Here is a 19,928-nt window from a genome sequence, read left to right as displayed (position 1 = left end):
ATTATTTACTGTCTCATTAACTCGCGCTTTTAGTTGTGCTTTTGCTCTCTGAGATAAGATATGGAGCGACCAAGCGACTGATATTCACTTTTGCACCAAGGCGAGCCGCTAATAGATACATGCCACCAATTTTTCGGTGCAGGAACAGCGCATCGGCGGGCGGCGTATGCCAATACTCTTGTTCCATGCTCAAAATGGTGCCTGCTTCACGAAGCCTTTGTGCCAATCCACTGGCTTTGAAGTCGTACTCTTCGTCAACTAACATCGGCTCACAGGCCATCTTCACTAGATTTAGAATCGCTTGGCGTTGTTCGGGAAGAATTGTCTCGCTAAAGAATCCTATTTGCTCTAAAGCTCGGTTGAGCACTTGCTCATCGTTGTTAATGACAGAGGAAAAGGCCAAGCGATAACCCTCGCTGAAGCGGTCACTGTACTCACGGGTTGCTCCGAAATCTAATAAGCCAATTTGTCGGGTGTTTTCAACATAAAGGTAGTTGGCGAAATTGGGATCGGTTTGCACCATCTTAAAATCGAACAACTCTCTGAACAGAAGCTCCAGTAAGCTGTGCATTACAAAGTCACGTGTGCTTTGGTCGTAACTTTCGATTTGCTCTATCGAGACGCCTTCGATGAAGTCCATGGCGAGCACCGATTCTGAAGAGACTTGCGGATGAATCTTAGGTACGACGAAGTGAGAGTATTCTTTCAATGCATCATGGTAACGAGTTGCGTAATCAGCTTCGCGAGCATAGTCTGCTTCATCGTGGAGCTGTTTCTTTGCCTCTTCTAACAAGCCTTTGTAGTCGACCGACTTTGGTATCAAGCCAACAATATTGAGCAGCGTGCCCACGTTATCTACATCACTGTCGATACTTTTTCTAATGCCGGGGTATTGGACTTTGACTGCGAGTTTGTCCCCAGCATCACTATAGGCTTGGTGAACTTGTCCGATAGATGCACTGGCGATCGGTTTAAAATTGAAGGACAGGAATTCGGTTTTCCAATGGTTCCCGAGCGAGCTTTCTAACACTTGATTGAGCTGTTTTGTTGGCAGTGGATCGGCATCGGAGCGCAGGCGAGAGAGAATGTCGGCTAACTCTGGTTCTAAGACATCACCCGCATCCATTGATAGCATCTGTCCTAACTTCATAGCCGCACCGCGCAGGTGTGCGAGTTGATCGGTCAGGCGAGCAATGTTTTGTGGCGTTAACAGTAAGTCTTTTGCTTTGGGCCTGTTGCCTTGTGCAATTTGTTTGGTGCCTTCCGTTAGCACGTTACCCGCGACTCTTGTCGCCAACGAAGCGAACTTACTGAATCTAGAAATTCGATGTGTGGGAAGGTTTCTCTCTTTTGCCGACATAAAGGTTCTCTCTGGGAATCAGGGTTGATACCAATCGTAGTAAATAACTGTTCACCCTAGCTTGTTAAAAATCTCGATAAAGTCGTTAGATTTTTTGATTGTAGAATAACTACTTATCTAAACTTCTTGTCGAAAAGAGCCGCCTTGTTCTCAAGCTTTTTTCCTGCGCTATTTCTTGACACTTACCTACTGTGATTGGTATGACTACAAAGTTCTATCAATCATTACACAACCGTATGTTTTGTTGTGCTAACTTGTCGCGTGGAACAGTAAACAGAATTAAAAGGACAAAGCATGAAATTTATTTGGTTGAAAGTGGCCGTTACGGTATTGGTGTTCGCAGCCCTATTTGGCATCGTTTACTACAAAGTCGCCAGCGGCATGTCTTAACTCAACACTATTTTGTGCAGCTGTTACCGTTGCAACGTGATTTTCCGGTTAGCCAAAACGAAATCTTATATCGATTTTTGGCAAACCGTAGATAACACCAATCTGCCATTGGCTTAAAAATCGCCCAACGTAACGGGGCATACAGCCAACCCTTTCCTACTAGCTTCCACGCTTGGTAAGTCACGTCTAAACCGAGCAGCAGCTTTCCGTTTTCGTCCAGTGCATGCAAGATTGTATTGGCTGCCTCGGCATCTATTTGCGGGTAGTTTGAAAACGCTTCACTGTAGATATCGACGGTCTGGATCTGATCTTTGGAATCAGACTTAGTCAGTGCTGCCATCTCTTTTGCACAAAGTGGACAGGTTCCATCGTAAAATATCGTTAATGCAGTCATTGTTTTCCTTACTATTTTCGTCAATTCTCATTGATACGACATCACCATTTAGGTGGATCATTCTGCCCAGTTATCCGACACTGTTATTGTGACAACCAATTTACAGTATCATCTAGAGGTAACATCCGTTCCATGCATTTAAAAAATAAGAGCCTATCTCCAATGACAACAAAGTTAATGAACCGTTTGATTATAGCTGTGACAGCCCTGATGCTCAGTGGTTGTGTTAGCTACAGTATTACCGAGCAAGAAATGACGAAGTACCTTGAAGACTCAGTGATGCTAGAACAAGAGGTTGGTGTACAAAGTGTGATGTACGCACAAGTGGCTGTGGATGATCTAGAAGTGCAAATTGGTCGAGCCGATGCACAACGCGTGTCCGTGTTGGCGAATACCAATGCAAAAGTTCAAGTGTTCAATATGCCTAATATGGGGTTGGATTTAGACTTAGAGTTCAGCGCGATTCCCGAATACGACAAGGAGAGTGGCGAGGTGTATCTAAAGTCGCTGCGACTAGAGCGCTTTGAAGAAAAAGGCAAACAGCTTTCGCCTGAAATAGAGACACTACTCAAACCAGCTGTATCGATGATAGGTTTTGCTTTGTCCCAGTCTCCGGTTTACAAACTCGACAGCAACAAGGTTCAAGAGTCGTTGATTAAGTCATCGGAACCCAATCTAGTGATTAAAGACAATAAATTGGTTATCGAATTGTTTGATTCACCCTCAGTGCATTAGTTTTGACTAAGCTCTCACCCATAATGGCTGCCTACTAGGTAGCCATTTTTGTTTGAGCTCAGTCGGTCATGACTGTTTTTAGTCGGTTTACTCACCTTGTCTATCAGTCTCATTTATTGAATTCGCTGGGTATCTCACCTTTACTTTACTCTTGTGAGCAAGTCATCGCTTCAGTCATCAAATCATAAGAAAGAAAAGGTGAGCGAACTATGAAGAGTCCAGTAATTGCGGATAACAAACCCGTTAAAGTAGAGCTGACGAAGGGAGAGAAGTATTACTTCTGTACCTGTGGGAAGTCGAAAAACCAACCGTTTTGTGACGGTTCTCATGCCGGTACGGGGTTCAAACCGAAAAGCTTTGTCGCCGAAGAGAGCGGAGACGCCTACCTTTGTCGCTGTAAGTATTCCAACAACCTTCCTTTCTGCGATGGCACTCATAAACAGTTTACTGCGGAACAAATTGGGCAAGAAGGCCCTGAAGTTAACATTCAAGCGACAGCCTCTGATTTATCTCCAGCGGCAACCGCAACCAAAGAAGAGCCTACCGTGGAGTTTATTCATCAGTTAGCGCGTGATGGTTTATCTAAGGTTGGGCATCATGGGCCAATGACCTCTATGGGCGTGCCAAGACATCTATTACCTCACTGGGACGATATTCAAGTGATGGTCGCGCAAATGGCGACTAAGCCTTTGCTAGAAAATGTGCCTGTTGGTACCGAACTGATTATTGGCCCCAAAGCGAAGAAGCCGCTTAAATTGGACATCTCTTTGTTTGTGTCTGATATGAGCTTTGGCTCGCTATCTGAAGAAGCAAAAGTCTCATTGGCGAAAGGTGCCGAACTCGCAGGGACGGGTATCTGCTCCGGTGAGGGCGGTATGTTACCCGAAGAGCAAGCGGCGAACTCTCGCTACTTTTATGAATTAGCCAGTGCTCAGTTTGGTTACGATGAAGCTAAGCTCAAAAACGTTCAAGCCTTCCACTTTAAAGGCGGGCAGGGTGCCAAAACCGGAACGGGCGGGCACTTACCGGGCGCGAAGAACATAGGCAAGATCGCGGAGGTGCGTGGCATTGAAGCGGGCACGGCAGCGATTTCTCCACCCACCTTTGTCGACCTAAACACGGTCGAGGATTTTAAAAAGTTCGCCGACCGTGTTCGAGAGGTGACAGGCGGTATCCCGATTGGCTTTAAGTTAAGTGCCAATCACATCGAAGAAGACATTCAGTTCGCGCTTGATGCCAGTGCCGATTACATCATCTTAGATGGGCGTGGTGGCGGTACAGGGGCGGCGCCAGAAATGTTCCGTGACCATATCAGTGTTCCCACTATTCCAGCACTCGCTCGCGCTAGAGCGTATCTCGATAAACAAGGGGTCAGTGACAGAGTCACATTGATCATCACGGGCGGCTTGCGCGTGCCGATGGATTTCGTAAAAGCGATGGCGCTTGGTGCTGATGGTGTCGCTATCTCAAACAGTGCCATGCAGTCGATAGGTTGTGTGGCGGCGAGAATGTGTAACACCAATAATTGCCCTGCTGGTATTGCAACTCAAAAAGCCGATTTACGTCAGCGTTTGAATGTCGAGAAAGCATCGAACCAGCTTAAGAACTTCTTTGAAGCCTCGACAGAATTAATGCAAGTGATGGCGAGGGCATGTGGGCATGATCATTTGAATCAATTTAACCCTCATGATTTGGCAACATGGAATCGCGAAATGGCCGAGCTATCCGGTGTCGCTTACTCTGGTGTCTGTCCATTAAATCACTTTAAGTAAATAATACTTCGATAAAGCACACTCAATGTATTTTGGGTGTGCTGACTTTTTCCTGTGTAATGCCAACCTATGTTAAACCTTTCATAATCAACTGCTTTATAAGTGTTTTTAAACTATTTCCTATATTTTGAAAATATCGCTTTACCTCAAGTTAACTTGAGGTTTTATCATCATCCCCAATCTAAAAACACAATCTATCACCTTGTCGCCTAGTGCAGGTTTTGATGTTATCAAACAGACGTTACGAATCTTCAGTTATGAATTTTGAGCTCCGTAATTGAAGTCATGAGTGCAAAAAGGTGAGAAAAATGAACAAGGATCAACAATGAAAGTATTAGCGATTGGCGCGACCAACAGTACAACATCAATTAATCAACAACTTGCAGCGTACACCGCAGGTTTAGTCGAAGGCGCGCAAGTCGAGGTGCTCGACCTTAATGATTTCGAGATGCCAATTTACAGCGAGAAAAGAGAGCAAGATTCAGGTGTTCATCAACACGCTCAACGCTTTTTTAGCAAGATTGGCGAAGCAGATGCTGTGGTCATCTCTTTTGCAGAGTATAACGGCTCATACACCGTAGCCTTTAAGAATGTGTTTGATTGGACATCACGAATCGACATGAAAGTGTACCAAGGCAAACCTGTTGTGATGCTCTCCACATCACCAGGCCCAGGCGGCGCAAACTCTGTGTTGTCGTCTGCGGTAAATTCGGCACCTTACTTTGATGCAGATGTGAAGGGGTCGATGTCGGTGCCAAGTTTCTACGACAACTTTAATGTAGAAACGGGTGAGATCATCAATGCCGAAATGGCCGAGAGCCTGAAATCGATCATGAGTCAGATTTAGAGAGCGAGAACACCACAATAAAACAAAGCAGCCATGTTCACGATTGCTTTTCATTGCGCCCGTTGTCAAAGTTTAAGGACATTAATTGGTTAAGGTAACAATAGGTCGCTACTCTAAAGTTAAAGTAAGCTTAAATATTTATGATCTCAAGGATAGTGTCGTAATGAGAAACATCGTATACCTCACCATAGGCCAGTTGGCTGAGCGCAGTGGCGTGGCTCCTTCGGCGTTACGTTTTTACGAAACCAAGGGGTTGATTGCTTCGATTCGTACTAACGGAAATCAGCGCCGTTATCAGTCGGCGATGTTGAGACGAATTGCGTTGATCCAAGTCGCGCAGTCGATAGGCTTCACGCTGGAAGAGATCACCGAAGAATTATCGACACTGCCGATGAACCATACCGCGACTAAGCGAGATTGGGAGCGCGTTGCTAAGAAGTGGCAGGGGCAACTCGACAGTAAAATGGCGCAGATTAAATCGCTACAAGAGAACTTAACCGGCTGTATCGGTTGCGGATGCTTGAGTATGCAAAAGTGCAACTTGCTAAATCCTGATGATATCTTGCATGACCAAGGGCAGGGCGCACAACGAATTGTTGAACAGACTAACTGAGTTCCCGAAAGGCATGGAACAGCGAACTAAGTTTCAGGTGTTTGCTCAATGGGTTAAGCAACAGTTGTGACCGAATAGCGTGCCTAGACAAACACGAATTATAGGTCTAGTTTAGATGGTTCTTTCAATAAAAGAAGAGGTTAGTTATGTTCAGCCATGTTTTTCTCGGTACCGATGATATTGAACGCGCGAAGGCTTTTTATGACCCAATCATGAAAGTGCTTGGTTATAGCGAAGGCTCTGTTGATCCCAAAGGGCGATGTGTTTACGTTAGCCAAACGGGTGTGTTGGGCTTAACGAAGCCGATTGATGGTCAGCCTGCGACTCACGGCAACGGTATGACGGTGGGTTTTCTTGCGTCTTCTCCTGAAGTTGTAGATGAGTGGCATCGAGTTGGCGTCGAAAATGGCGGTACCAGCATTGAAAATGGCCCCGGAGCGAGAGGTTCTGACGAGCGTCGCTTGTACATGGCTTATTTGCGAGATCCTGATGGAAACAAGATTTGTGCAACGCACTTTATGCCGTAGTTTACGTTATGCCATCGTTCATTTTATGCCACAGTGGCGTATACTTAGATCATATTGATGGTTCGGAGTTGGCTAAGTTGCGGCTCTGGACTTGTTAGCTTCCCGATAACTCAAAATTTTGCAAAGGACTGGCTAGATGAAACCGAACGAACTGTTTTATGAAAGTTTTGAGCGCTGCCGGATTGACCAAGAATTTCTCGAAACGTTTTTGGCTGATTTTTGCGAGCATAACCCAAGGTTTTCAGAACGTTTTGAAAATATAGGGTTAGAGCAACAAACCAAGATGCTTAAAGCCTCGATCATTCTTATCTATAACTCTGCTGGTCTACCAAGCGTACGAAACTCGGTAAAAAAGCTTGGGAAGCGACATAAAGATTTAGGAATGGATATCTCTGAGCAAGAACTCAACGAGTGGTTCAATTCGTTACTCAATACAGTTAAAAAATATGACCCTCACTACGATGAAAGCGTCGAACAAGCTTGGACAGAAACTCTCGAGGCCGGCTTAACTATCATGAAGAAAGAGTGCGTAGTTCCAAACACTGTGAATAACTAGGTCGTTGATGGGTAGTTTTGCTTGTTCGTTAGTTAAAACCGGCATTAACTCTTGAAAGATTGACATTGTCAGGTAAGCCTAACGATATCAGGCTTACCTCTTATTGTTTGACTAGAAATGAGCAGCCCAACCAATCAGGAACCCTTGCGATGCGGTATCGTATTCAAAGGTCCCCTTGTTTTCGTAATCAACCCAGGTCGATTTGTAGGCAACATTTAAGTCAGACCAACTGTTTATCTGGTATCGCACGCCAGTTAACAGAGATGAGGTAAAGTTGGTGTCACTACCAAGCCCTGCATCAATGGTTGCGTGAAACTTCCAATCCTTATTGATCTGCGTTATCCATCTCACACCTACTTGGTACTGTCCATCACGCGGTCACGTTTGGACGCACCTGTCACCTGAATACGAAGCGATGCTCGGTCAAAACGGTTGGGGACTCCAAGAAGTGGTCATGAAAGATCTTGATGATCACGTCGGTGAGATGATGGCGAAGATGGAAGAACTCGGTATTGCTGACAACACCATCATCATTTTCACTGCCGATAACGGCCCAGAGATCATGACTTGGCCAGATGGCGGTATGACACCTTATCACGGTGAGAAAGGCACAACTTGGGAAGGTGGCGTAAGAGCCCCTGCATTGGTTAGCTGGCCGGGTAAAATCCCAGCGGGTACTGTAGGCAATGGCATCTTTGATGGTATGGATTGGTTACCCACTCTGGTCGCTGCGGCTGGTGGTCCAACGGATCTAAAAGAAAAACTGCTGAAAGGTCACGATGGCTTTAAAGCGCACCTTGATGGTTACAACCAAGTGGATATGCTGACCGAGAAAGGCGAGTCAAACCGTAAAGAGATCTACTACTACGAACGAGACAAGCTGCAAGCGGTTCGTGTTGGTGATTGGAAGGCGCATTTCATCGTGCAAAACCACGGTTGGAGTGGTCCTAAAGAAGAGCTAAACGCACCATTGCTGTTTAATTTACGTCGTGACCCATACGAGCGAGCGGCGGAAGAGTCGGGCATGTACCTAAAATGGATGGGACAAAAAATGTGGGCATTTGGCCCGGCACAAGTGGCTGTCCAACAACATCTAGCAACCTTCCAAGAGTGGCCTCCAGTGACGCCTGACTCTCCGGCAGAGAAGACCGGTGGTGTAGGTAACTAGTTAAATATCATAAAAAATCCCGCTCACACTGAGCGGGATTTTTGTTTGAAAGCGTCTTAACGTTGGTTCTGTTTTAGCGTCGTGTTTCGTTCAATGAATTTCACTGGCACCATCAGCTTAACCAAGCTTGTGTCTTGCTCTTGAATCTGGCTAACGACAATTTTCACTGATTCACGTGCAAGGCGTCTGAAATCTTGCTTGAAGGTAGTGAGTTGGTAGTTCAACCATTGAGTCTGTGGGATATCGTCAAAACCAATCACTTGAAGATCTTCTGGAATACGCAGGTTAAATTCTAAGCGCGCCACATCCATTACTGCCATCGCGAGGTTATCTGTCGCACAGAAAATCGCTTGAGGATGTGTGGGTTCTGAAAACAGAGTCCGAATGGTATCTAGAGCATCAAGGTAGTCATAGTCAGCTTCAATAACACGAGCTTGCTTGCCTGTTAGATCTTCGAATTCTGAGCAAAAGCCCGATTCACGCTCGCCGTTGGTGTAGGTTGGCACGTTACCTGTCAGGTAAACCGCTGACTTTGTTCCTACGCTATGTAAATGTTGAGCGGCGACTTGGCCTGCGGCGTAGTTGTCACTTATTACATGGCTACTCTTAGTCCCCTCAACTACACGAGCATACTGAACAATGGGGATGTTGAACTCTTCACACTCTTCATAAAGCGACTTATTAAAGGTCGCCGAAGCAGCAATTACGCCATCAACTCGGTATTGGAAGATATTAGGAATCGAGTGGTTGTCGTTTCCATCCACTTGCCAAGGAATCAATACCGCAGAGTAACCCTGCTTTTGTAGCTCAGTAGAGATAAGCTGCAGAGTTTTCATGTGGATAGGGTAGTCGGCATCTGGGAAAACTAAGCCAATCAATTTGGACTCATTTGTCGTCAGACTGCGGGCAAAGGCATTGGGACGATAGTTCAACGATTTTGCTGCATCGAACACTTTTTGCTTGGTCTTTTCAGACACTGAACTGCCCGGGACAAATACACGAGATACAGTTGATTGAGAAACGCCAGCAAGTTTAGCGACATCTTTAGAGGTGACGGTTGGCTTTGACGCCGTGGAGTGTTTTGGAGAGCTCATAGACCATACTTTTGAACCAAATTGATTGTGCATAGAGTAACATAATTAGGTACGTACTCAAAAATACAATATGCCATGATTGGATGAAAAATAAGGGTTAATAGAGAGTGTTGAATATTATTCTGGGTATGACCCAAAAAAGCTCTGCGTAAGAGCAGAGCTTTGTTTAAAGAATTTATGAATCGACTAACTGGGCGTTAGAAGTAGTAACGAATACCTGCAGCGAATTGGTCATCTCTGTTTTCGAATTTATTGCCAACGAGCTGATCTTTACCTAGGTCGAATTGGTATTCAGTCCAAACTAGGAATTTGTTCTTCTGGAAGTGGTATTCAACACCAGGGATAAGCAGGTTACGCTCATAGCCATCTGTTTGGTCATCACGATCTTCCATGTAGTTGTAGTTCAACGTAGGGCGTAGGCCATTGTCGAAGTGGTAGTACGTGTAGATTTCACCACCTAGGGTATCGAACATTACATCCGTACCGCCTTGGCTTACAGCTTCCCAGTTTTCGCCAACATGGAAAGTGGCACCTGCGTAGAAGCCGCCGTTGCTGTAGTTCGCACCCAATAGCATGATGCGCATGTTGTCGCCATTTTCTACGCCAACCACACCTGAGTCTAGGTCTGCAATTTCATTTTGGTGGTAAGCTGCACCTAGTGTTACGCCATCAACCGGTTTGTAAGTGATTGACGCACCCATTCCGTTTTTCAATGAAGCTGTCGCATTACTCGCTAGTGCCACTTCTTCACGTGTCGTTTGGTAAGTGAAGCCGTAGCTTACTTGGTCGTTGATTGAGTTACGGTAAGTAATGGAGTTTTCTGCTCGACCTGTACCAGATGCAATACCCCAGTCAGAAAGGTTGTAAACACCTGAGCCGCGAGTACCGAAGACACGACCTAAGTCGGTGTACCATGCGACGTCATAAAAAGTAGACCACTGCTTAGTACCTGCTGCGATCTTGCCGTATTTGTCGTGCTCTACGCCTGCGTATAGAAGTCGGTCGTAAATATTGTCGCCGTTAGCACCTGAGTTGTAACCCCATTCAGCATGGCCAAAGCCAGTCCAGCCGTTATCGAGTCCCATTTGACCTTTAAGGCCGAAACGAGAGCTACCGCTGTTCCACTCACCGTTGTGGTCGCCGCCCTTATCTTGGTAACGAACGTCGAAACGACCGTCTAAAGTAAGGCTATCGCCCGCGTCATTGGTAAAAGTGTGTGCAGCAAAAGCAGAACCTGAGGTAAGTGCTGTCAGGATCACTGCTGAAAGAATCGACTTTTTCATTGTAATTCTCTTTATTCAGGCCGTAGAAAGCCACCGTGCTTTCAAGCCCGTTATATTGGTAATGGTTTGGCAGGGTGTACCCCATCCATGAGGCACGAGTAGATTCAGTTATTAGTGGAGCAATAATGAATTGGTTGGAGCACTTACTAGGAGCGAGAAGGGTCCCCCAGTAAGCGTGGCAACCTAAATCAGATGTCTATTTAGGTTGCCACTATTTCGTTTCAATCTTTTGGATTAAAGCGTATCGATTACAGCGTTGGGTTCATGATGCTTGAAGTGCGTTCGAACACATCTAGACCTTGCTGTTGTAGCCAGTAAGGAAGGTCGATAAGAACCCAGTTCTCAGACAGTTTGTCACCGTCACGGTAGTAAACGTCAACTACTTGCATGTTTGCACGTACTTCACCGCCAGTCATACCTAGGAAGCCACCTGTTGGTGTGTTTGATAGGTTTGGCCAACCGAAGAAACAAGAGAAGTTACCTTCAGCGAAACGACAAACGTGGCCGTTGAACTTCTTGTCTTTCAGGTTGTTACGGAAAGGAAGTTGGTGCTGTTGTTGGTAGCGAGGAATTGTGTAAGACGCGCCGATACCACATGGGCCGTACCAAATCATGTCTTTTGACCAGCTCTTCGCTAGTACTTCTGGTGGGCAACCCATCGCGCCGCTGTCGTTAAGAGCAGACAGGTCATCAACCATTTTGTTTACTAGAGCAAGTGTCGCAACACCTTCTTCTGGAGCCGCGTCTTCGAATAGCAGACCGTCGTGGTTACGTGGGCCAGGGTATACGAAGTGCTTACCAGTTGATGGTGGAAGTGGGTAGCAACCCGCTTGATCCATCATGCCTAGTAGGTCTAGAAACAGGCCTGTCTTAGTGATTTTGCCATCAACAACACAGTTAAATTCTGCGTAGCGAACGTTCATGATCTTGCCAGTTGGGCGCATACCTAGGTATTCAGCGTCGAATAGACCCATGAAGTGACCCATGCTCATTACCCAAATCTCATCTGGGTTAACTTCGTTGTTACCACCGATGAAGATGTCTTGACGACGCTGCATGCGAGTCATTGACTTCATCATTGGTGCCCAGAATACGTCAGCTGCTGCTTGTGCGCCTTCTTGCTCACGGAATGGGTAAACACCGCGCCACAAGTAATCTTCAGAAGTGTGTGCTTTTAAAACTTCAGCAACGTTCTCGTGAGTTGCGTTTTCCATTGCATCGAAGTATTCACGAACAATGCGTTTCGCTTCTTGATATTTAGACATAATAATTTCTCTTTGTGTTGTCGAGTCAACATTCGGAACAGGACTCGATTTGGATTTTGTTACCGGCTGATTTATCAGCCGGCTTTAAACTTTTCGTATTTGAACTTCAGCGTATGAGTGTCGAATTAAGCTTTTGCTGCTTCAGCTTTTTTGCTCTTATCGAAGACGCCACCTTTTAGAGTTTCAGGCAGTGTTAGCCATAGTAGGCCGGCGATAATCCATACGATTGGTGAGCCCCACATTGCTGTTTGTAGGTCGGTACGCTCTTGGATGAAGATAAGAACCATTGGTGCCCACATGCCGATAATACGACCGCCATGGAATAAAGCTGCACCATAGCTACGCAAGCGTGCTGGGAACAATTCAGAGAAGTAACCGCCCCATACTGCAGAAGCAGACAGGCCGAAGTTGTAGATAAGACCCAGAAGAGCCAGCATGTTTAGGCCGCCAATCATCATGTCGCCAGGTGCGACAAAGAAGATAGAAACCATGATACCTGCGAGGATGAAGCCGAACGCGTTGATCTTACGACCGTACTTATCGGCTGCCCATCCCCAGAACCAAGCACCGAAGAGTGAACCAAATGCTGAGATAGAGAAGATCAAACCGATGGTTGCACCATCAAACATACGAACATCTTTCAGGTAGGTAGTTACAAAGCCACCGAAGAATTGGAATCCGTAGAAGTTAAGACCAGAAAGAAGTAAACAAGTAATCGTAATTTTGCGGTAAGGCTTGCTTAACATCTCACCCCAAGAACCTTTTTTAGCTTCGGTTACTTCCCCAGCTGTATTGGTTGTTGTTTGTTGATCTTCTTCACCGTAGGCGATCACAGTTTTGTCGCTTGGTAATACAAAGATCATTAACGCAGCTGCTACAAGCGGTGGAATACCACCTACCCACATTAGGCTCTGCCAAGGTGCATCAACACTTGTAATGAAGGCTGCGTAAGCGCCCATTGCCACTAAAGCAACAGAGAACATTGAAGAAGCAAAAGCAGTCAACTTACCGCGAACCGTTGGTGTAAATAGGCCAATCATCAAAGATACAGCTACAGTGAAGTAACCACCTAAAGATAGTCCAATGATGAAACGCATTGCAGCCCAAGTGGCGTAGTCGGTAAACATCATGTTGATGATGGTTGCACCACCGTTTAATGCCGTAATTGCTATTAGTGTGGACTTCTTGCCGAACTTGGTTGCGAACCATGCACAGCTCAGAGCACCAATCAGAGCACCAACCGACTGCCAAGTGTAGAACTGAGCGGTATCAGAAAGGCTAATACCAGCATATTCTTCCACAATGTATGGGCGTACGTAGTCAATAATTACAAAGTTATAACAATAAAAAAAGTAACCTACTAGAATTGCTAGATATGCGGCTACCCTTTGAATCATAGGAACTTCGCTCATGTGTTTTTTAATGGTCATGACCGATAAACCTTTATTTTATATAGGGTGGTTTTGGTTTTAATTATTGTGTGTTGATTCTTTATCTTCATCACACCGTCTTCATTTCGGGAGAGATAATAGAATTTTTGTGGTTATTAGATCCGTGATCAAAGTCAATTTTAAAATGAGTGCGTACCCATTTTGTGCATTTTAGTGATCTTGATCTCATTTAACTGGGTTTTTGTGCTTTGTGGGGTGGTTTGAGTGTTTAATCGTCTATCTTAGTGATAATAGTCACACTTATTGTGGGTTTTTGAGGGAAAACATCCATTTTTGAGTACTATTGGCAGCGAATTAATTGCGACATACAATAAACGGAATCTAAAAATGGTTACGTACTCAAGTTTTGTGGTTATTGCTCTTTATGTGCTAACTACTTTGTTTATCAGCTACTTAGTTAATAGGCGCTATAGCGTCGGTGGCGACTTTTCGACTGGTGGAAAACAGTTTGGTTGGTTTACGGCAGGTGTGTCGATTCTTGCAACCTACATCAGCGCAATGACGTTCGTTGGCATGCCGGGCTGGGTTTATAGCTCAGGCATGGAAGCGATGAGCGTACATTTGAACTATCCAATAGTGATCTTTTTCACTGTGCTTTTCTTTGTTCCGGTGTTTTACAAGCTCGGCCTAACCTCGATTTACGAATACCTAGAGCACCGCTTTGGCGTTGTTGCTCGCACGATCAATTCCATCGTGTTCATTGTGGTTCAGTGTATTTCGGCAGGGGTTATTCTGTATGCGGTAGCCCTGATCTTAGTGCAAGTGCTGCCAGTGAGTATCTCTGAGGCGATCATCTACATCAGCGTATTTACTGCGTTGTATACCTATGCGGGTGGTATCTCGACTGTAATCTGGACTGACATGCTTCAGTCAGCAGTGTTGATTATCGGCAGCATTGCGATCTTTGTTTTATTGCTGATGAAAATCGATGCGGGCGAGATGTTGTCTCCTGAACATTTGAATATCATCAATCTCGATTTTGACTTAGGCGTCGATACCACATTGTGGGCCGGCGTAGTGGCTGTGAGCTTCTTGCACCTGAGTGTGTATGGCACTAACCAACTGATTATTCAAAGAACATTGGCGACTAAGTGTGTTAAAACAGCGCAAAAATCGATGTTGCTTTGTGGCTACGGCGCATTTTTTGTTTATCTGTTCTTTGCTGTGATGGGGGTGCTGTTAAGTGTCTTTTATCAAGACAGCAGTTTTGAAAACAGCAACGAAGTGATTCTCGATTTTGTGTTTAACCATACCAACCCAATCATTGTTGGTTTGGTGATCTCAGCACTTTCGGCTGCGGCAATGTCGACATTGGATTCCACCTATAACTCAATGGCGACGGTCGCAACGTTCGATTTCTATAAGCGCTTCTTCCGTAAGCAAGCCTCTGACGCGCACTATGAATCAGTGGCTAGAAAAATGAGCCTGGTTGCTGCAGCGTCGGTTGTTGTGCCTGCGTTACTGGCTGTTTCTAATGAATCAGTGCTTAAAACGATTGCGAGCTTAACCTCTATTTTTGTTGGTATTCGCCTTGGCTCTTTCATCTTGGGTTTGTTCTTCAAACAAGCAAACGAGAAAGGCGTAATTGCGGGCAGTATTGGCAGTGTGGCCGTCGTATTCATCGCCAAATACAGCGGAATAGCTTGGCCTTGGTTTGCCTTGATTGGCACTGTGGTTTTCTTAGTGTTAGGTGTTGTTGTGAGCCGCTTCTGGGGAGAGGTAACCGAGCAACAAAATGAATTTATAGAAAAGCAAAAGCATTTGTTTGCAAAGCCTACCGCGAGTCATTATGGCTTGTTGGTGTTCGCTGTTGTGACGATTGCTGCTTGTACTGTTATCCCTGATTGGCTTTATGCCGCTCTTTCTTAATTGACCGATTTTTTACTGGTATATCTATGTTATCGATCTTTGATATCTACAAAATTGGTGTTGGGCCATCGAGCTCTCACACCAACGGCCCAATGATTGCGGGTTTCCATTTCACACAATTAATCGCTGATAAAATCGCAGAAGTGACGCGTATTCAGGTGGATTTATACGGTTCTTTGTCATTGACTGGCATAGGTCACCACACCGACAGAGCTACAATATTGGGGCTACTCGGCAATAAACCAGACACCATCAAAATCACCAGCGCAAACCAAGCAATGCGTCATGCCGTAGACAGTGGTGAGATGGATTTAGCGGGCACCAAGCACATTGCCTTCAACTACGAAACCGACATGTTGTTCCACAAAGACAATCTGCCTCTGCATGAAAATGGCATGATGATTACTGCGTTTGACCAGAGTGGCAACGTGATTGTCGATGAAACTTATTATTCGATTGGCGGCGGTTTTATCGCAACTGCTGATGAACTGCAAAATGGTACTCAAACCCAAGCGGTAGAAGTTCCTTTCCCGTTCAAAAACGCCGATGAAATGCTTCAACAAGCTGACAATAGCGGGATGAGCCTCGGTGGTATGATTCTAAAAAATGAAGCGGAGTTCGAAGGCGCTGACATTATTTCAGAGAAAGCGGATCAAATCTGGCGAGTGATGAGTCGTTGTATGGAGCGTGGCTTTGAAACCGAAGGCATTCTTGATGGTGGTTTGAACGTAACTCGTCGTGCGCCTAACCTACTGAAAAAGTTAGAAGCGAATGCGGCGGTTGAAAACGACCCAATGGAAATCATGGATTGGATTAACTTGTTTGCGTTTGCGGTTAGCGAAGAAAATGCGGCTGGTGGCCAAGTGGTAACATCACCAACCAATGGTGCGGCGGGCGTTATTCCTGCTGTGTTGATGTACTACCATCGCTTCATTAAAGAGTTGGATACTAAGCAGTTAAAAGATTTCTTAGCGGTATCGGGCGCGATTGGTATTCTGTACAAAACTAACGCTTCGATCTCTGGTGCGGAAGTAGGATGCCAAGGTGAGGTAGGCGTATCATCCTCTATGGCGGCTGCGGGATTAACGGCACTACGCGGTGGCAGCAATGAGCAGATCTGTATTGCGGCGGAAATCGCGATGGAACACTCATTGGGTATGACTTGTGACCCAATTGGCGGCTTGGTTCAAGTGCCGTGTATCGAGCGAAATGCGATGGGTGCGATGAAGGCAATTAATGCATCTCGCATGGCATTGAAGCGAAACAGCAAGTCTTTGATCTCACTCGATAAGGTCATCGCAACCATGTACCAAACCGGTAAAGACATGAACAAGAAATATCGTGAAACATCACTCGGTGGTTTAGCCTTGATCCATCTAGCTCATCCTTGTGAATAGCTAAGCCAGTTAACCCAGTAAATAATAACGTTAAGCCCAGAGCCTTAGACTTTAGAAATCTATCGCGGCTGGGCTTTTTGTTTTATGTGTTTTAGGGAGCTAATCTGAAAGCGGTAATCGATAGCTGTTTTTCAACTCTTTTACTGAGATGTTCGACTGAATCGCACTCACGCCTTTGACTCGTCTGATCGAGCTAATACGCTCAAAGTACTCTTCCAAATCTTTGGCCAACACTTGCACCATGTAATCGGCGCCGCCTGCAATGCAGTGACACATAGGAATCCAATCGGTTACCGCGACAAATTCTTCGAATGGTTCTGTGTTTTCAACTTCATGGTTACCCAAGGTCACAAGAGTAAAACCAGCCACATGAAAGCCTAATTTCTTACGATTCAGCTTAGCGGCGTAACCATCGATATAGCCAGTTTCCTCCATGCGTTTCCAACGACGCCAGCATGGGGTTTCGCTGAGGTTGACCTTCTCTGCGAGCTTGCTGTTGCTCATGCGTCCGTCTTGCTGGATATGCTCTAAGATGGCGATATCTGTGTCATCCAATACTTCTTTGGTGGATTCTTTCTGTTTCATGGCTGTTTTGGAAAATTCTTGCTCAAATTTGGATTAATATTAGCCTATATAGCAATTTAATTCCTAGTCGAATCTGTAAACTCTCCCCCTATAAATACTTTACTTATTAGGAGTGAGAGGAAATGAGCTCTCAATTAATGCTGGCGTTCTTGCTATTTTCAACATCAATAGCAATTACCCCTGGGGCAGGCAATATCGCATTACTTGGGATTTCAAGTCGTTATGGATTTGCTGCGACTTTACCTTTTATCTCTGGGAACGCTGTTGGCATCATCATCGTACTGGCGGGTTCTAGTGTCGGTTTGGTGAGCCTATTTACCCTTTACCCAGAGCTATACAACATTTTGAAATACGCGGGTGCGGCTTATTTGCTGTTCATGGCATGGTCGATTGCTAACATGCAAATCGAAGAAAGCACCACAGATAAACGTTCAGGTTTTATGTCAGGTGTGTTGGTGCAGGTGTTAAACCCTAAAGGTTGGATAGCGTCATTAACCGTGTTTTCACAGTTCATTACTCCGAATGCCGATTACTTGATTCAAGTCGTGACCATTATCGCGGGCATGGTGATTACTGGTGTGCCGTGCATGTTGGTGTGGGCGTATTGCGGCACCATGCTGAAAAAATTACTGCAATCACCAAAACAGATGATGTTTGTGAACCGTTGTTTGGGTGGAAGCTTAGCGATGGTGGTTGCCTTTATGCTTTATCAACCAGCATAAAGCGTCTCTACAAATAAAAAAACCACTCCTAAATCCATAGGAGTGGCGTCTAAATGTCGACTAAGTCGTTAACAGTAAAGAATTAAGTTAACAAATATTTAAGGAACTTGAGTTAAAAGCTTTTAAGTTTTAAGTTTTAGGTTTAAAGATTAAGCCGTTTCAGCCTCTTTAACTGGAGCTGAGTTACGGATTAGGTGGTCAAATGCACCTAAGCTTGCTTTCGCACCTTCACCCATCGCAATGATGATCTGTTTGTAAGGTACGGTTGTTACGTCACCCGCTGCGAACACACCTTTCATTGATGTTGCGCCATGAGCGTTAATTTCAATTTCACCGCGTGGTGAGAGCTCAACTTTCGAACCCTTCAACCATTCGCTGTTTGGCATCAGGCCGATTTGAACAAAGATACCTGCGAGTTCAATCTGTTTAAGTTCATCGGTGTTGCGGTCTTTGTATTCCAGACCGGTTACACGGTTGCCATCACCAATCACTTGCGTTGTTTGTGCCATCTTGATGATTTCGATGTTTGGTGTTGCGTTCGCTTTGTCGATAAGCACTTGGTCGGCACGCAATGTGTCTGCAAATTCAAGTACGGTTACGTGTTCAACGATACCCGCTAAATCAATTGCCGCTTCGATGCCTGAGTTACCACCACCAATAACCGCTGTTTTCTTACCTTTGAATAAAGGACCGTCACAGTGTGGGCAGTAAGCGACGCCTTTATTGCGGTACTCTTGCTCACCCGGAACGTTCATTTCACGCCAGCGAGCACCGGTACTTGTGATAACCGTGCGAGCTCGTAGTGTTGCGCCGCTCTCTAGCTCAACGTGGATGTAGCCGTCTTCAGTGTCTTCTGCTGCAATGATGTTTGCAGCGCGCTGCTCAGTCATCACTTCAACACCGTACTCTTTTACGTGCTCTTCAAGGCTTGCCACTAATTTAGGGCCAGTTGTCGCTTTTACTGAGATAAAGTTCTCAATCGCCATGGTGTCCATCACTTGGCCGCCGAATCGGTCAGCAACCACACCAGTACGAATGCCTTTACGTGCAGCATAAATTGCCGCTGAAGAACCTGCAGGGCCGCCGCCGACAACCAATACATCAAACGGTGCTTGTTGGTTTAGGTTTGCTGCTTTCTTTTCCGTTGCGCCTGAATCAACCTTGTTAAGGATTTCAGCCAGTGACATACGGCCTTGACCAAATAGCTCACCATTAACGAATACACTTGGTACTGCCATGATGTCGCGAGACTTCACTTCATCTTGGAATGCTGCGCCGTCGATCATCGTTGTCTTAACCAGAGGATTAATCGCCGACATCATATTGAAGGCTTGAACCACTTCTGGACAGTTTTGGCATGAGAGCGAGATAAAAATCTCTACATTAAGCTCTTGATCGAGTTCTTTAATTTGCTCGATTACGTCCGCTTCAAGCTTGATAGGGTGACCACCACTATGAAGCAGTGCTAGAACCAGTGACGTAAATTCGTGACCCATTGGCAAACCGGCAAAACCGATCGCGGTGCCTTTCTCTTGGTTCACGACCTGCATGATAGGGCTACGAGTGCTTGCGCTGTCATCGCGAGTCACTTCAATTTTATCGGTTAAAGACGAGATGTCATTCGCCAGATCTTGAAGTTTGTTCGCGGTGTCGCTGCCATCCAGGCTAAGCACTAACTGAACATTGGTTTTTAGGTTTTCTAGGTATGCTTTTAGCTGCTGCTTCATTGCTTGATCTAACATAATCGTGCCTGCTCTTAAATTCTGTGTCTTGGTATTGACCAATACCTTCTTGCTGAAAAAGGAAAATAAAAAGGGGCGCAAGTCGGCAAATATTGTGGTGTTGATGTTTTGAAAGGGTGGCGCGCGACTGCCCTTTAGGAGGGGGGCCGAAGCGCGCC

Annotated in this window: 17 protein-coding genes and 2 pseudogenes; 10 read left to right on the top strand and 9 right to left on the bottom strand. The window is 45.5% G+C overall.

What is annotated here, in order from left to right; genetic code table 11:
* Positions 1–16: 16 nt before the first annotated feature.
* Complete coding sequence (locus tag ACED41_RS06670) at positions 17–1,360, bottom strand: AarF/ABC1/UbiB kinase family protein (protein ID WP_065584895.1); 1,344 nt, start codon at positions 1,358–1,360, stop codon at positions 17–19.
* A gap of 397 nt (positions 1,361–1,757) precedes the next feature.
* Entirely contained in the window at positions 1,758–2,144 is a 387-nt protein-coding gene (locus ACED41_RS06665; protein WP_017062190.1) for a thiol-disulfide oxidoreductase DCC family protein, read from the bottom strand.
* Positions 2,145–2,306: 162 nt separating this feature from the next.
* On the opposite strand from ACED41_RS06665, the gene ACED41_RS06660 reads away from it, so the two are divergent.
* The 6 genes from ACED41_RS06660 to ACED41_RS06635 all read left to right on the top strand — a co-directional run bounded on the left by ACED41_RS06660 (position 2,307) and on the right by ACED41_RS06635 (position 7,194).
* Positions 2,307–2,879, top strand: a complete 573-nt coding sequence (locus tag ACED41_RS06660) for a DUF1439 domain-containing protein (RefSeq protein WP_371724688.1) — start codon at positions 2,307–2,309, stop codon at positions 2,877–2,879.
* Positions 2,880–3,088: 209 nt separating this feature from the next.
* A complete protein-coding gene (locus ACED41_RS06655; protein ID WP_371724687.1) occupies positions 3,089–4,651 on the top strand; it encodes a glutamate synthase-related protein in 1,563 nt (520 codons plus the stop codon).
* A gap of 325 nt (positions 4,652–4,976) precedes the next feature.
* Entirely contained in the window at positions 4,977–5,498 is a 522-nt protein-coding gene (locus ACED41_RS06650; RefSeq protein WP_229648047.1) for an NADPH-dependent FMN reductase, read from the top strand.
* A 163-nt stretch (positions 5,499–5,661) separates the two neighbouring features.
* Complete coding sequence (gene soxR / locus ACED41_RS06645; RefSeq protein ID WP_017062186.1) at positions 5,662–6,111, top strand: redox-sensitive transcriptional activator SoxR; 450 nt, start codon at positions 5,662–5,664, stop codon at positions 6,109–6,111.
* A 146-nt stretch (positions 6,112–6,257) separates the two neighbouring features.
* Entirely contained in the window at positions 6,258–6,638 is a 381-nt protein-coding gene (locus ACED41_RS06640) for a VOC family protein (RefSeq protein WP_017062185.1), read from the top strand.
* Positions 6,639–6,774: 136 nt separating this feature from the next.
* Positions 6,775–7,194 carry a globin gene (locus ACED41_RS06635; protein ID WP_017065249.1) on the top strand — a complete coding sequence of 140 codons (420 nt, stop codon included), beginning with the start codon at positions 6,775–6,777 and terminating at the stop codon, positions 7,192–7,194.
* A 111-nt stretch (positions 7,195–7,305) separates the two neighbouring features.
* Here ACED41_RS06635 and ACED41_RS06630 read toward each other — a convergent pair.
* A pseudogene (locus ACED41_RS06630) lies at positions 7,306–7,557 on the bottom strand (DUF481 domain-containing protein); the annotation flags it as partial.
* On the opposite strand from ACED41_RS06630, the pseudogene ACED41_RS06625 reads away from it, so the two are divergent.
* A pseudogene (locus ACED41_RS06625) lies at positions 7,550–8,362 on the top strand (sulfatase-like hydrolase/transferase); the annotation flags it as partial. The pseudogenes ACED41_RS06630 and ACED41_RS06625 sit on opposite strands and share 8 nt — an antisense overlap.
* 56 nt (positions 8,363–8,418) lie before the next feature.
* Here the strand turns inward: ACED41_RS06625 and ACED41_RS06620 are convergent.
* The 4 genes from ACED41_RS06620 to ACED41_RS06605 form a co-directional block, all read right to left on the bottom strand.
* On the bottom strand, positions 8,419–9,456 hold the full coding sequence (locus ACED41_RS06620) for a LacI family DNA-binding transcriptional regulator (protein ID WP_017065252.1): 1,038 nt from the start codon (positions 9,454–9,456) through the stop codon (positions 8,419–8,421).
* 197 nt (positions 9,457–9,653) lie between these two features.
* A complete protein-coding gene (locus ACED41_RS06615; protein ID WP_017065839.1) occupies positions 9,654–10,739 on the bottom strand; it encodes a porin in 1,086 nt (361 codons plus the stop codon).
* Between the two features lie 248 nt (positions 10,740–10,987).
* Positions 10,988–12,004, bottom strand: coding sequence for a nuclear transport factor 2 family protein (locus tag ACED41_RS06610; RefSeq protein ID WP_017065254.1), 1,017 nt, complete (start codon positions 12,002–12,004; stop codon positions 10,988–10,990).
* A 125-nt stretch (positions 12,005–12,129) separates the two neighbouring features.
* On the bottom strand, positions 12,130–13,434 hold the full coding sequence (locus ACED41_RS06605; protein WP_017065255.1) for an MFS transporter: 1,305 nt from the start codon (positions 13,432–13,434) through the stop codon (positions 12,130–12,132).
* Positions 13,435–13,782: 348 nt separating this feature from the next.
* Here ACED41_RS06605 and ACED41_RS06600 point away from each other — a divergent pair, with 348 nt between their 5' ends.
* Together ACED41_RS06600 and ACED41_RS06595 are read left to right on the top strand one after the other, a co-directional pair.
* The gene (locus ACED41_RS06600; protein WP_017065256.1) at positions 13,783–15,324 is read left to right on the top strand and encodes a sodium/solute symporter; all 1,542 of its coding nucleotides are present in this window, start codon (positions 13,783–13,785) and stop codon (positions 15,322–15,324) included.
* 26 nt (positions 15,325–15,350) lie between these two features.
* Positions 15,351–16,721, top strand: a complete 1,371-nt coding sequence (locus ACED41_RS06595) for an L-serine ammonia-lyase (RefSeq protein WP_017065257.1) — start codon at positions 15,351–15,353, stop codon at positions 16,719–16,721.
* 99 nt (positions 16,722–16,820) lie between these two features.
* On the opposite strand, the gene ACED41_RS06590 is transcribed toward ACED41_RS06595, so the two are convergent.
* Positions 16,821–17,306 (bottom strand): Lrp/AsnC family transcriptional regulator, encoded by a 486-nt coding sequence (locus ACED41_RS06590; RefSeq protein WP_017065258.1) that lies wholly within the window; start codon positions 17,304–17,306, stop codon positions 16,821–16,823.
* Between the two features lie 122 nt (positions 17,307–17,428).
* Between ACED41_RS06590 and ACED41_RS06585 the strand changes: the two genes are divergently transcribed.
* The gene (locus ACED41_RS06585; protein ID WP_004736366.1) at positions 17,429–18,028 is read left to right on the top strand and encodes a LysE family translocator; all 600 of its coding nucleotides are present in this window, start codon (positions 17,429–17,431) and stop codon (positions 18,026–18,028) included.
* A gap of 149 nt (positions 18,029–18,177) precedes the next feature.
* Here the strand turns inward: ACED41_RS06585 and ahpF are convergent, their stop codons facing one another.
* Positions 18,178–19,770, bottom strand: a complete 1,593-nt coding sequence (ahpF, locus tag ACED41_RS06580; RefSeq protein ID WP_108179920.1) for an alkyl hydroperoxide reductase subunit F — start codon at positions 19,768–19,770, stop codon at positions 18,178–18,180.
* Between the last annotated feature and the right edge of the window lie 158 nt (positions 19,771–19,928).

The organism is Vibrio sp. 1F255, assembly GCF_041439145.1.
Classification (GTDB): Bacteria; Pseudomonadota; Gammaproteobacteria; order Enterobacterales; family Vibrionaceae; genus Vibrio; species Vibrio crassostreae_C.
Note: the sequence above shows the minus strand (reverse complement) of the source record. Positions and strands in the feature narration are given on the sequence as shown.

What these genes read in the sequence shown, in the direction of transcription:
- ACED41_RS06670 (WP_065584895.1), bottom strand. Translation starts at nt 1,360, where the DNA reads ATGTCGGCAAAAGAGAGAAACCTTCCCACACATCGAATTTCTAGATTC.
- ACED41_RS06665 (WP_017062190.1), bottom strand. Translation starts at nt 2,144, where the DNA reads ATGACTGCATTAACGATATTTTACGATGGAACCTGTCCACTTTGTGCA.
- ACED41_RS06660 (WP_371724688.1), top strand. Translation starts at nt 2,307, where the DNA reads ATGACAACAAAGTTAATGAACCGTTTGATTATAGCTGTGACAGCCCTG.
- ACED41_RS06655 (WP_371724687.1), top strand. Translation starts at nt 3,089, where the DNA reads ATGAAGAGTCCAGTAATTGCGGATAACAAACCCGTTAAAGTAGAGCTG.
- ACED41_RS06650 (WP_229648047.1), top strand. Translation starts at nt 4,977, where the DNA reads ATGAAAGTATTAGCGATTGGCGCGACCAACAGTACAACATCAATTAAT.
- soxR (WP_017062186.1), top strand. Translation starts at nt 5,662, where the DNA reads ATGAGAAACATCGTATACCTCACCATAGGCCAGTTGGCTGAGCGCAGT.
- ACED41_RS06640 (WP_017062185.1), top strand. Translation starts at nt 6,258, where the DNA reads ATGTTCAGCCATGTTTTTCTCGGTACCGATGATATTGAACGCGCGAAG.
- ACED41_RS06635 (WP_017065249.1), top strand. Translation starts at nt 6,775, where the DNA reads ATGAAACCGAACGAACTGTTTTATGAAAGTTTTGAGCGCTGCCGGATT.
- ACED41_RS06620 (WP_017065252.1), bottom strand. Translation starts at nt 9,456, where the DNA reads ATGAGCTCTCCAAAACACTCCACGGCGTCAAAGCCAACCGTCACCTCT.
- ACED41_RS06615 (WP_017065839.1), bottom strand. Translation starts at nt 10,739, where the DNA reads ATGAAAAAGTCGATTCTTTCAGCAGTGATCCTGACAGCACTTACCTCA.
- ACED41_RS06610 (WP_017065254.1), bottom strand. Translation starts at nt 12,004, where the DNA reads ATGTCTAAATATCAAGAAGCGAAACGCATTGTTCGTGAATACTTCGAT.
- ACED41_RS06605 (WP_017065255.1), bottom strand. Translation starts at nt 13,434, where the DNA reads ATGACCATTAAAAAACACATGAGCGAAGTTCCTATGATTCAAAGGGTA.
- ACED41_RS06600 (WP_017065256.1), top strand. Translation starts at nt 13,783, where the DNA reads ATGGTTACGTACTCAAGTTTTGTGGTTATTGCTCTTTATGTGCTAACT.
- ACED41_RS06595 (WP_017065257.1), top strand. Translation starts at nt 15,351, where the DNA reads ATGTTATCGATCTTTGATATCTACAAAATTGGTGTTGGGCCATCGAGC.
- ACED41_RS06590 (WP_017065258.1), bottom strand. Translation starts at nt 17,306, where the DNA reads ATGAAACAGAAAGAATCCACCAAAGAAGTATTGGATGACACAGATATC.
- ACED41_RS06585 (WP_004736366.1), top strand. Translation starts at nt 17,429, where the DNA reads ATGAGCTCTCAATTAATGCTGGCGTTCTTGCTATTTTCAACATCAATA.
- ahpF (WP_108179920.1), bottom strand. Translation starts at nt 19,770, where the DNA reads ATGTTAGATCAAGCAATGAAGCAGCAGCTAAAAGCATACCTAGAAAAC.